Consider the following 11,801-nt stretch of genomic DNA (forward strand, 5'->3'; position numbering starts at 1 on the left):
ATGCTCGCCGTGTTCGCCCAGGAGCTGGACCTCTCCCCCGCCGAGACCCACCTGACACTGCGCCACCTGCGTCTCAGCCCCACGAAGGCAAGAGAGCTCGGCGAGACCCTCGCCAAACTGGTCGACGAGGCCGAGGAAAATGCAGAAGACCAGCCCCTGCACGGCGTGTTGGTGGCGCTCTATCAGCAGGCCCTGCCGGCCAGCACCACCAGTTCCGCCTAGCGGCACCAACCTCACGAGACAGCACAGCCAGCTCACTCGAGACGAGCCGCACCCATTGACAACCAACCCAGTCGCCCCAGATCAGCGCGCTGCGCGCGACTATCTTCGATGTCGAAGGACAGCCGGGCCCGGGCAGTGCCCTTCACGGCACTAGCGCCGTTGATCTCGTCATGGGGAAAGCGATGTACATGACTGCGGCGGCTCTCGTGCTGGCCGGTACGGCTCCGGCGTACGCGAGTGGTGGGGCTGACAAGGGCCCGGTGGGCGTTGGCGTGATCGGCGAAGGCCTGAAGGTGCAGGAGGTGCGGGCCACCCTGAACGGCTGGTACCCGGGCGCCCGGGCCGAGACCTTCCTGGTGCGGGGCGGCAAGCGCATTCAGACCGTGGGGTCCTGGAAGGCCACCGAACCGGTGGAGTACGGCGGGCACAAATTCGAGGTCGTCGCCTGGAAGGTGAACAAGTCCTACCGGCACGGAGACCGGATCTGCTCGCGGTTCGAGCACCGCAGCGAACGCCCCTGCGTGACCATCCGGCACTGACCACTGCGCTGTGCCCGCACCGCACCGTGGTATTCGGGGCGGGCACAGCCCTTTCAGCCGACGATGCGCCGAACGACAAGGATCGGGCCGAGCTCATTCTGTTGGACCACGGAGACGGGCCGACCAGTCCGAGGCGCGTGCACGACGTAGCCGTAGCCGATGGCCATGGCCACATGCTCGGGGGCGTCAGCCGTACCCCGGACGAAGAGCAGATCGCCGGGGGCGATGGCGCTGGCCGGGACGGCTCGTCCGTCGTGGATCTGCGTGTAGGTGGTGCGGGTGATCTCCTTGCCAGCGACTCCGTAGGAGCGCTGGGTCAGGGAGGAGCAGTCGCACCGCTCGGACGGGTCGCTGCCGTGGGGGTTTGTGCAGCTGCCGCCCCACTGGTACATGGTGCCGAGCTGGCCGAGGGCCCAGCGGATCGCGGTCTTCACCTCCGTCGGCGCCGTGGCCGGGATCTGGTAGCCCTCTGGCAGCGAGCCGGGCGGGATCTCCCCGAGGTCCACGTTGCCGGCGCCCTGGCCGGCGCACCGTCCCGGGCCACCGAAGCCGCCGAGACCGGGCTGTCCCGGCATCGGGCCGACGGGAGCTGCGCCGAGGGTGGGGGCGATGGCCTGCTGGAGGGCTGTGGCGAGTGTTTCGTGTTTGGCGTACGCGTCGGGGAAGGCGCTGCCCTGGACTTTCTGGGCGGCCACGGTGACGGGCATCTGCTCCCAGTCCTTTATCTTCACGAGCCCGCCGTAGAACTTCCCGGAGGAGTAGACGGGGTCCATGATCTGCTCGCGGGTTCCCCAGCCCTGGGAGGGCCGCTGCTGGAACAGGCCGAGGGAGTCGCGGTCGCCGTGGTCGAGGTTGATCAGGGTGGACTCCTGGAGGGCGGTGGCGAGGGCGACGACCTGGCCGCGGGCCGGCACCCGCTTCTGGATGCCGGTCGCGACGATGACCTTCGCGTTGGGGATCTGCTTCTTGGGCTCGTCGAGGCCGGGGACGTTCACGTCACCGCTCCCGGCGAGCATCTCCTTGACCTTGCGGGCTATGCCGGCGGTGTCCGGATCGAGGCCGGGCTGGCCGCCGGCGGGGCAGCTGGCTGCCGCTGCGGCGGCCTCGGCTTCGCTCTGGCCGAGGCCGGCCACGTGGGCTCCGATTGCGGCGAGCAGGACGAGCGCCAGGCCGAGCAGGCCTGCGACGCCGGCCAGCCACCCCTTGAACTTCTTCTTCATGATCGGCGCTGCTGGCGGCGACGGCGGTTCAGCTCCCGCTCCTCGTTACGGCTGAGGGACGCGTCGCTGAGCCGCCGCGGCGTCGCGGAGGGGAGGCGGCGTGTGCCGGGCTGCCGTGGGGTGCCACGGTCCAGGCGCTGCCGGAGCTGCTGCTGGCGCGGCGAGGACGCCGGCTGGGTCGGGACCTGGTAACGGGGCTGGTGTCGCCTCGTCGCCTGCGTGGCCTGGGGACTGGGCGGATTCACTGTGGTGGTCGCCTGGCTGCTGCTGGTGCCGGCGCGCTGGTACATCGGACCGCCCGGCAGCTGGTTCGGGACGGTGACCGCCTGGCTGCTGCTGGTGGCGAGGTTGTGCGCCGGGCCGCCGGGGAGCTGCTGGTTCGCCGGGGAGCCGGGCGGGTTGTGCGGCGGTACGGGCGGGTTCTGCGGCGGTACGGGCGGTGTCTGTCCCGGGTTGCCGGCGTTGCCCGGCTGGGGCTGGGGCTGGGGCTGGTGGCCCGTCGGCCGGGCCGGCCGGTTGCCGCTGCCCCTGCCGCCGGACTGGATCCGGTTCATCAGGGCGACGGTGCTGACGCTGGAGGACGTGGCATAGCCGAGGGCGGCGATCGGGTTGCCCGAGGCGAGGGCTACGCCGACCATCGCGGTACGGACCGCTCCGCGGGTGACCTTGCGGGCGATGGACTTGTTCTTGGGCACCGGGGTGGAGGAGGGGGTAAAGACGGAGCCGTTGGTCCCGCCGATCCGGGCGGCGGACATCTTGGCGCGGAAGTTCGCCGCGACCTGCTTGGACCTGACGGTGAGTGCCTTGCGCTTCTTGAGTGCGCCGATGCACACGACGTCCACGGCGAGGAAGCGCAGGGTGAGTTCGGTGCTCTTCTCCGTCTGTACGGGGTCGAGGACCGCCTGGATGATCAGGATGAGGACGGCGAGGCCGATGATGGAGGCGAGTAGCTGGCCGAGTGAGTGCAGGACGGAGGCCGCCCAGTCCCACAGGTAGGCTCGGCCGGCTCCGGGTACGAGACCGGCAATGAGGGCGGGTTCAGCGCGTACGGCGTCCCAGGCAATGCGGCACTGAGCGACGAGGAAGGAACCTGCGAGACCCGTGATGAGTACGGTGACGATCAGCGCGGCGACGAACAGAAAGATTGCCCCGCCGACCTTGTCCATGGAAGCCCGCTTGGCTGCTTGAGCATCGCCTTCGACGCACTGCTTCTCAAATGCCTCCATCGGGGGGTTGCCGAAGTGGTCGATCGCCCACTGCTTGGCGATCGGCATCGTCCAGTCGGTGATCTGCGCACCAGTGGGGTCGATCCAGGCGCGGTAGCTGTTGAATTTCTTCAGCCGCTCCATCTGCTCGGTGACCGCCCGGTCGTAGGCGAGCTGCGTGAGTTTGGTGTCGGAGTACTTCTTCGCGCAGTCACCTTTGAAGACCCGGCCGTACTGGAGCAGCATGGCTGGCTTGACGATGAAGGCGTCGGTCAGGGCGTCGGTCAGCGGGCGGGAGAGCGCGCGGCCGCTGGCGGAGTCCTCGTCGTCGGGGTCCTTTTCACGCTCGCCCGGATTCGCGTCGAGGATGACGTCGGCGACCTCGAGGGACAGGCCGCGGGCAACGGCGACGGCGCCGTCCTGCTCGCCCAGGAGCATCTGCGGGGGCGACGACAGCAGCGTGGCTGTCAGGCCGGCGATGAGGAGGGAGAGAGCGGCGTCTCCCCATCCCTTGGCCCGGTCCCCGAAGAAGATGCGAGCCACGCAGACGAGTGCGCACACCGACAGGAAGAGGCTGGGCAGTCCCATCTGCAGGATGACCTGGGTGTGCAGGGAGTTGGCGACGGACAGAACGGGCGTCAGGAGCAGCTTGGCGAGGCCGAAGCTGAGGGCCCAGGCGATGAGCCAGCAGCAGAACGCGACAACCCATTTGGTGATCATGAAGCAGAGTTCGGTGATCAGGTTCTGGATACCGAGGTCCCAGTCCATCAGCCCGCCGGTGTCCGACTTGACCGTGTAGGCCGAGATCGGCATGCGATTGCGGTCGGTGACGCTGAAAACCGCGAGAACACCGCCCTCGTCGGGCAGGAGCTTGCGCAGGCGTTCCTCTTCGGTCTTGAGGTAGGCCTCCTTCACGGAGTCGGAGAGCCGGTTGTTGAATTCTCCGATGATCTTCTCGATCTCGGCGAGCTCTTCCGGAGTGGGCGTACGCGTCCCGGGCGGGTTGGGTCCGAGGGGGTTGACCGTCGGCGGGCTGGTGGGCGTCGGGGTCGCGGCCGGGCTCGGCTCGGCGAGGGCCGGCAGCGAGGTGAGCATGGTGAAGGCGGTAGCGGCGAGCGCCGCCACCAGAAGGGCGAGGCGCAGGCGGGCTGTTCCGAGCAGGCGCAGCCGCTTCCACGGGGCGCGACGGGTCATCATGCCGCCGCCTGCTGGCTGGTCGGGGTGGTGTGGATGACGCGCTCGATCGCCCGGTCGCGGGGGATGAGGACTCGCATGAGGCCGACGCGGCCGGCCAGGTCGCGGTAGAGGCACTCCCCCGCGCGGGCCCGGCGCTGGTCGTCGGGCAGGCCGAGCGGCGAGAGGCCGCCAGTCACCAGGTCCAGCAGCTCGGTGTCGGTGGAGTCCACGCCCAGGAATTCGAGGCTGCGCGCGGCCAGGGGGCGGCTGGTCTGCCGGAAGACGAACCTGTGCGGGATGAGACCGCGGACGATCATTCCCTTCTCGCTGTCGGCCGGGCCGATGTCGTCGGCGTCGTGGCTGCCGACGTACGCGGCGGCGTTGCGCTTGCGGCCGTCGCGCAGCAGCTCCAGGAGCAGCTCCAGGCCCTCGTCGCTGGAGGTGAGCCACCAGCACTCGTCGAAGACCGTGACCGCGAACTCGTCCCGGGAGCGCATCGCGGTCTCCCGGGAGACTGCGGCGATGAGGTACATCAGCGCCCGGCCCAGGACCTTCTCGAACTCCAAGCGCTGGATCCGGTGCTCGGAGGCCAGCTCGGACTTCTTGGGCAGGGCGAGCGCGCTGACGAGGAAGACCACGCTGTCGGCACTGTGGGTGTCGACGACCGGCAGCGTCTCGTCGAACACGACCCGCGCCAAGTCCTTGCGGGCGACTGAGGCGAGCTTGCGGGCCAGGCCGTGGGCGGCCGCGTCTTCGGCGCCGCGCCTGGTGAGCTCGTCCATCAGGGCGCGCATCGACGGCTCCGGCCTGGCGAGGACCGCCTGGACGGCTTCGGACAGGGCAACGCCTTCAAGGTCCATCGGGCGTACGCCGAGCAGCAGGGTGAGGAAGGACTCGGTGAAGCGGGCCGCGACCTGGGGGCTGTTCTTCACGTACAGGCGCAGGGGGTCGAGGGAGACCTCGGCGGTGTGGTCGATGCGGATCAGCTGGGTGGTGCCGGGGCACGCCTTCGCGAAGCGGGCCCATTCCTGGTCGGTGGTGCGGTCGACGATGACGGCGCGGCCGCGGCTGCCGGGCCGGCCGAGCTGGTGTCCGCGGGCGAGGACGTTGTAGACGGCGCCCTTCATGCCGACCGACTTTCCGGCGCCGAGCTCGCCGAGCCAGGCCATCGACGCGCTCGCGTTCTCGCGGGGGCCGCGGGCGGGGTCGATCAGGACGGGGCGGGCGCCGCCGGAGGCGACTTGAAGGCCGTACAGGCCGCCGCGGTCGTCGCCGAGCTGGGAGCCGCACCAGGGCATGGCCATCGCGAAGTCCCGGGCGAGGAGGATCTGCGCGTAGCCGGCCATGACGCGGGGGGTGCGGCAGCCGGGCAGCATCGCCTGCCAGAGGCTGGTCTGCTCGCCGGCGGGGCGGGAGAAGGTGTAGTCGGTGGACCCGAAGTCGCTCGCGAGGGCGGCGGCGCGGTCCATCGCGTCGTCGGGGCTGTGGCCCCACACGGCGAGGGTGACCATGGCGCGGATCTCGACCTCGCGCCGGTTCGCGGTGAGCCGCTCGTGGTACTCCTCGTTGTCGGCCTGGTTTCGGGCGACGGCGGCGGGCGGCCCGGCCGGGTCGCCCTCGTACTCGGCGGCCTGCGCCTTCAGATGCCGCGCCCTTTTGCGGATCTTCGGCTCGGCCTTCGAGCCGGGGACGATGACCAGCCGGGCGGTCCAGTCGACGGGGTAGGCCAGGTCATCGAGCTGCTGCAGGTAGGCCGCCCCGGGCAGGGCGAACGCCTCGGGCATCTCCGAGAGGGCCAGGAGCGCCTGGTAGGAGTCACCCCACTCGCTGGAGACCTGAAGGAAGCGCCGGGCAAACGGGTTGGCCGGCAGCGCCGGGCCCGTGCTGAAGTCGGCGCCGCCATCGGCGACGAGGATCTCCCCCAGGGCCGCGACGTTGCGGCCCCGGCCTCGGACCGGGGTCTCGGTGCCGTCGGGCAGGAACGGTTCCGCGAGGCCGCGGCGCGCGGAGTGGCCGTAGATCCACAGGATTTCCGCCTCGGAGGCCGGGCGCATCGACACACCGGAGGGCCACTGGGCCTGGATCCGCTGGGCCTGCTCCAGGCGCCGCTGCACCTCCGCGTCGGTGACGACGGCGGGCATCAGACCCAGCTGCAGGGAGACTTCTGCCCGTGCCGCCCGGAACGCGGACATCACGGCGTCCTTCTGGGACAGCGGGGGCAGCGGGAGCGCGAGCCAGTCGGTGCGGCCGGTCAGCTCCATGGTCTCCAGCTGGTCCAGGACGGCGTGCCCGAGTCGTTCGTAGCGGGGGGCGCGCTCCAGGTCGATGTCGTCGACCATGGCGCGGACGACGGCGGTCGGGTCGATCTGCGGGCACAGGCTCATGAGCATCGGCTCGCCGGTCATCGCCTTGAACAGGCCTTCCAGGGCCTTGAGGCGGCGGCGCTTTACGGCGGCCGGGGCGTGGGAGTAGTTGGTCGCGGCGACGCGCCAGACGGCCCAGACGGTGCCGTGGGTGGTGAAGATCAGGTTCTGCTGGACGTGCCGGATCGGCAGGCGCATCGTCAGTTCTCCAGTCAGGTACGGGTCGTGGGGGCGCGGCGGGCGAGCAGGGCCTGCACCCCCGACGCCACCGGCACGGCAGATGCCGCGGGCTCAGTGGTGGGCGCCGCTGGCGCGGGCCCGGCCGGCTTCGGCCGGACGGGTGCGGGGGCGCTCGTCGGGGCGATGGCTTCGGCGGGTTCGTCCGCGGGCAGATGGATGCGGGTGGCGCCGCGGGTGGGCCGGGCCGGTCGGTAGGCGCGGCCGCGGAGCTGGCCGCGCCGGGGCGCGGCCAGCATCAGGGCGATGCTCAGCAGGGCGGCCGCCGGGTTGCGGCCGTCGATGTGGAGGTGGCGCAGCACGAACGCCACCACGGCGGGCAGGACGATGAGGGCTGCGACGTCGAGCCAGCCGTGGCCGCCCCACCCCGGGCGGGTCAGGATCAGGGCCGCCACGGTGGAGACGATCCCGGCCAGCTGGGTGAGGGTGTACGGGCCGCCGGGCAGCCGGATTCCCCGGCCGCCGTTGACGTCCCGGATCACCCCGTGGACCAGCGGCGCGCGTCGCGCCTTGGTGTAGCAGCGGCCGATCAGCTCGAAGTCCAGCTCGCCGCCACCGGCGGTGGCCTCGGTCACTGGTCACTCCGGACGGCGTTGGGGCCGCCCTGGTACTGGACGATGTCCTCGGTGGTCTTGTTCTTGAGGGCGCCCATGTTGGCGGACAGGCCCCAGACGACCGCCGCGAAGATGACGGCCATGATCGTCGGGCCGGGTGCCTTCGTCTTCCAGCCCACGACCACGACGAAGATCCCGCACAGTGCCGGGATGGCCACGTCGAAGATCAGGCTCTTGATGTCGGTGCCGAGGCCGGTGCCGGTCTGGATCCAGCCCGCGGCCAGCGTGATGGTGTCCTGCATGACGGTGCTCCTCTTATGCGGTGGGGGTGGGGGTGGGTGCCGGACCGGGGGCGCCGGAGGCGGCCGGAGTCGGTGGGGTGAGGGCGGGGGCGCCGTCGAGGCTGGCGATCTCCCAGCGGCCGGCGCGGGCCTTGAGGGTGAGGGCGTAGGTGAGCGGGAGCCGCACCCCGTCCTGGCCGGTCGCCCGGAGGGTGACGAGCAGGCGCAGGGTGGTGCCGTCGCCGGGGACGGAGACGACCGGTTCACCGCCGGTTTCGCCCTCGACGGCGAGCTGGTCCACCGCGATGCCCGAGTACGGGGCCGGGGACGGAGCGGCCAGGCGGGTGCCGGGGGCGAGGTAGCGGTCGAGCTCGGCGCCGGCCTTCGTGAGGTAGGCGCTCAGGAAGCTGGTGACCGCCTGGGTGCGCGGGTCGGACGGCAGGGCCGGGCGCATCGCGCCGTAGACCAGCTCCGGGGTCTTGGCCCGCTCAGGGGCGGCGACCTCGGCCGGCAGCGCGAGCGCGGTGTACGCGGTCGCTCCCCCGGCAGCGGGCGCCGTGGCGACGGGCACCTGGAAGTAGCGCACCGCGTCGGCCGACTGAGACGGGGAGGCGTCCGGCTGCGTGGCCGGCGCCGGCGAAGGCTGCGCGCCGGTGACGCGGGCCGCGACCGTGACCGCCCAGACGGAGGTGTCGGTCTGGCGGAGCCGGACGACGGTCAGCTGCTCGCCCCGGTGCTTGGCGGAGACTCCGTCGAGCTGCATGCTGGCGGCCGGCGGGTAGTAGGCGGCGAGCTTGGGCTCGTCGCCGCGGCCGGCGGACAGGTATGCGGCAACGAAGAGGCTGGCGAAGCCGGCCGCGCCCTGGCCGCCGCTCGCGGACGGTGCGGACGGGGCGGTCTTGGGCGCCGGGGCCGCGGACGTGGTGGGCGCCGAGAGGTAGGCGAGTGCTCCCAGGAGCGGGCCGAGCGCGATCAGGCCCCAGACGATCCAGCGGATCAGCGCGGCCGAGTTGGCCTGGGCGCCGGTGGACCAGCCACCGACCCAGCCGGCGTCCTGCTCGACCTCGGTCTCCTGGGCGGCCGGCGGCTGCGGTTCGACCGGTGCGGCCGGCTTCTGGCGGCCGGTGCGGAGGAGGCTCATGCCGTGCCTCCGGCCGAGCGCAGGGTGTGGCCGGCGAGCTCCGCGATCCGGCTGCGGAGTTCCGCTTCGGGTCGGCGGCGCAGCGCGGCGAGCGAGGCGAGGACCGGCTCGGCGTCCTCGTCGAGGAAGGCGCGGAGCTTCTCGTGGGTGCCGGTGTCGAAGGGGCGGGCGACGAGGGCGGCGCCGAGGTGGATGAGCAGACGCTGCGCGCGGGTGACGCGCTCCTCGTCCGCGTCCAGCGACGTCGCGGCGGCGTGTGTGGTCAAGACGCATCTCCAAAGGGGGGAGCGGACGGTGGCCGGGGCGGTGGTCCGGTTCATGCCGCGGCCTCGGGCTGGAGGGATGCTGTGAGGCGGGCCAGGGCCCGCGAGCGGCGGCGCTGCCAGGCGCCGGCCGTGGTGCCGGCGCGGGCGGCGGCCTCGGCGTCCGGGATGCCGCCGCTGATGTGGTGCCAGGCCAGCGCCTGCGCGTCCGCGGTCGACAGCGCGCCGTCGCGCACCGCGTCGAGAAGGAGCTCCAGGAGCTCCAGCCGGGCCGGGGCGAGCGCGGCGTCGTCGACCGGGCCGGAGTGGAGGCCGGCTTCCGCGGCGGCCGCGCGGACGGTGCGGGCGCGGGCGATCTCGTAGGGGCCCGGCGCCGGGTCGGCCAGGTTCTCGGCGGCGGCGAGGTCCTCCCCCGCCGGGCTGTGCTCGGCGGCGAGCTCGGTCAGGACCTGGCGCAGGGTGTCCAGCGCGAGGTTGGCGGCGGGCCGTCCGGGGCGAAGGTGGATGCGGCCGGCGCGGGCCACTTCGTAGAGGGCGGCCACGGTCACGTGACCGACCGCGTCGCGGGTCCGGCCACCGGTCACGCGGACCTGTCCACGGGTGATGCGGATGACCGCGGGCAGCATCGCCTGGACGATGACGCGGCCGGCGAGTGCGGCCGATCGGTCACGGCCGGCGGCGCGCTGAAGGAGGGCGCGCAGGACGGCATCGGTCAGCGCATCGGTCACACCGTCGGCCGCCGGGCGGAGCGCGGCGAGGAGCTGGGCGGGTGTCAGGCAGCCGGCCCAGGAATCGGTCACCGCCGCGATGCCGTCGGTCAGATGGCCATCGGTCACCCAGTCGGTCACCGCTCGCTGGAGGGCGGGGTCCGCACACAGCGCGGCCCAGTCGGCGTCCAGCCGGTCGAAGTACCCGCCGCCGGCGGCGGGGTGCGAAGCGTCGTGCACGGCACGTCTCCTTTCGGATCTCGTGCCGTGAACTCTCCTCAGACCGGCTTGCCCGAAGGCTTGCCCGCAGCCCTAAAAACGCAGATGGGAGGCTTGCCCTATAGCCGGGCAAGCCTCCCGTGACCGATTGGGCAAGCCTGATGGGGGGTTGGGCAAGCCTCCTCGTGACCGGTCCATGCAACTCTGGGCAAGCCTGCCTGGGGGGTGGGCAAGCCCCGGGATACCGGTACGCAGGCTTGCCCAGGAGGAGGTCGGGACAGGCGCGGCGGACGGGTGACCGGTCGCTGCGGATCGGTCATGACCGGTGACCGATGGGGCCCGGATCGGTCACCGGTCACCGGGCCCGGTATCGGTCACGGGCGGTCCGGCCATCGGTCACGGCACGGTCACGCGCCGATCGGTCACCGCCCGAGTGCCGCACGCGGCGGCCTGCGGCGGTGACCGATGACCGGTCACCGCGGCCCGAGGGAGGGCCAGTCAGCTGTTGCCGACGGACCGGAGGTGCGCCCGGCCCTGCTGCCGACGCTGCTCCTCCAGGTGCTTCTGCCCGTCGAGCACGCGGCGCTGACCCGTCTTGGGCGAGACCCCCAGACGCCGGGCTACCTCCGCTCCCGACAGTCGCGTCCCCGCGTCCTCGGCTTCGGCCAGCCAGGAGGCCACCTGTTCGATCTCGTTCTGAATCGGGTCGGCCTCGGCCGACTCGTCGTTGTTCTGCTGCCGGGGCACGCGGGCGGTGGCTTCACCGGACGCGGTCATGTCGGCCACCCAGGCCTGCGCATCCGCAGCTGTCGGCGTCCCGTGGACGGGCTGCTCGACGGGACGGCCCGCAGGGCTGTCCAGGCCGGCATCGGTCACGGAAGCCGTCGGTACCGCGACCGCTCCAGCGGGAAGCCGCGCAGACTCGACCGGCTGCTCCGACAGACTGCGGAGACTGAGCTGCTCCCCGAAGAACGGGTGCGGCTCCCCCGCACCGGTCGGCTCCTCGTACGCCGGAGTCGACGCGGTCGACGCCTCGGTCACCGGCGCCTCATCCATCGGTACGGCTGCGCGCTCAGCCGCTTCGAGTTCGGCCGCTTGGAGCTCGGCGAGCACTGGCTCCAGGAGGACGTCGGGCAGAAGGCCGCCGGTGTCCTGGTCGGTCAGGCCGTAGTCCCGCGCGAGGAACGCCGCGAACTGCTCCGCGGAGGGGATCGCGCCGTACTGCGCCACGAAGGCCCGGCCCGCCTGGGCCAGGTCGACGAGGGCGGGCTCGGACATCTCCACCCAAGCGTCGGGGGCAGGCGCCACTGGCTCGGCCGGCGATTCCGCTTCCTGAGTCGGCGCGGGTGCCTCAACGACGAGGGGGCGGGCTGCCGTCGGCAGTTCGGGCACCTGGGCCTGAACAACCAGCTCCGGCTCGGGCGCAGGCTCGGGCTCGGGCTCGGGCTCGGGACGAGAGAGCAGTACCGGACTCAGGCCGGCTGCGGTCAGCCCCTGGGATGCGGTCTGCGCGAGCGGGACGCCGATCCGGGCCAGCCGCAGCGGCATCAACGCCTCCACCGGAGCCTTACGCCGCCATGCCCGCCCGTACCGGGCCTGCAGCCGCGCCTGGTAGATCAGCCGGTCCTGCTCCATGCCGACGGCCTGCTCGTACGACCGCAGCTCCCACAGCTT

The 11,801-nt window shown here is 72.2% G+C and carries 10 protein-coding genes and 1 pseudogene; 2 read left to right on the forward strand and 9 right to left on the reverse strand.

Features of this window, described 5'->3' with window-relative positions; translation table 11 throughout:
* Positions 1 to 222, forward strand: a pseudogene (locus AB0M76_RS43025) (transcriptional regulator); the annotation flags it as partial.
* A 188-nt stretch (positions 223 to 410) separates the two neighbouring features.
* Positions 411 to 761, forward strand: a complete 351-nt coding sequence (locus AB0M76_RS43030) for a hypothetical protein (RefSeq protein WP_365958224.1) — start codon at positions 411 to 413, stop codon at positions 759 to 761.
* 53 nt (positions 762 to 814) lie between these two features.
* Here the strand turns inward: AB0M76_RS43030 and AB0M76_RS43035 are convergent, their stop codons facing one another.
* The 9 genes from AB0M76_RS43035 to AB0M76_RS43075 form a co-directional block, all read right to left on the reverse strand.
* Complete coding sequence (locus AB0M76_RS43035; protein WP_365958225.1) at positions 815 to 1,981, reverse strand: NlpC/P60 family protein; 1,167 nt, start codon at positions 1,979 to 1,981, stop codon at positions 815 to 817.
* Positions 1,978 to 4,383: a hypothetical protein gene (locus AB0M76_RS43040; RefSeq protein WP_365958226.1), complete on the reverse strand. Its 2,406-nt coding sequence runs from the start codon at positions 4,381 to 4,383 to the stop codon at positions 1,978 to 1,980. Before AB0M76_RS43040 ends, AB0M76_RS43035 begins: the two co-directional genes overlap by 4 nt.
* Positions 4,380 to 6,923 (reverse strand): ATP-binding protein, encoded by a 2,544-nt coding sequence (locus AB0M76_RS43045; RefSeq protein ID WP_365958227.1) that lies wholly within the window; start codon positions 6,921 to 6,923, stop codon positions 4,380 to 4,382. The genes AB0M76_RS43040 and AB0M76_RS43045 overlap by 4 nt, the downstream gene beginning before the upstream one ends.
* Positions 6,924 to 6,937: 14 nt before the next feature.
* Positions 6,938 to 7,537, reverse strand: coding sequence for a hypothetical protein (locus AB0M76_RS43050; protein ID WP_365958228.1), 600 nt, complete (start codon positions 7,535 to 7,537; stop codon positions 6,938 to 6,940).
* The gene (locus tag AB0M76_RS43055; protein ID WP_365958229.1) at positions 7,534 to 7,818 is read right to left on the reverse strand and encodes a hypothetical protein; all 285 of its coding nucleotides are present in this window, start codon (positions 7,816 to 7,818) and stop codon (positions 7,534 to 7,536) included. The genes AB0M76_RS43050 and AB0M76_RS43055 overlap by 4 nt, the downstream gene beginning before the upstream one ends.
* A gap of 13 nt (positions 7,819 to 7,831) precedes the next feature.
* Positions 7,832 to 8,938 carry a conjugal transfer protein gene (locus AB0M76_RS43060; RefSeq protein ID WP_365958230.1) on the reverse strand — a complete coding sequence of 369 codons (1,107 nt, stop codon included), beginning with the start codon at positions 8,936 to 8,938 and terminating at the stop codon, positions 7,832 to 7,834.
* Positions 8,935 to 9,204 (reverse strand): hypothetical protein, encoded by a 270-nt coding sequence (locus tag AB0M76_RS43065; protein WP_365958231.1) that lies wholly within the window; start codon positions 9,202 to 9,204, stop codon positions 8,935 to 8,937. Before AB0M76_RS43065 ends, AB0M76_RS43060 begins: the two co-directional genes overlap by 4 nt.
* Positions 9,205 to 9,254: 50 nt before the next feature.
* Positions 9,255 to 10,148, reverse strand: coding sequence for a hypothetical protein (locus tag AB0M76_RS43070; protein WP_365958232.1), 894 nt, complete (start codon positions 10,146 to 10,148; stop codon positions 9,255 to 9,257).
* A gap of 477 nt (positions 10,149 to 10,625) precedes the next feature.
* The coding region (locus tag AB0M76_RS43075) for a hypothetical protein (RefSeq protein ID WP_365958233.1) at positions 10,626 to 11,801 on the reverse strand (1,176 nt) is incomplete at its 5' end.

This window comes from Streptomyces sp. NPDC051364, assembly GCF_040682115.1.
Lineage (GTDB): Bacteria > Actinomycetota > Actinomycetes > Streptomycetales > Streptomycetaceae > Streptomyces.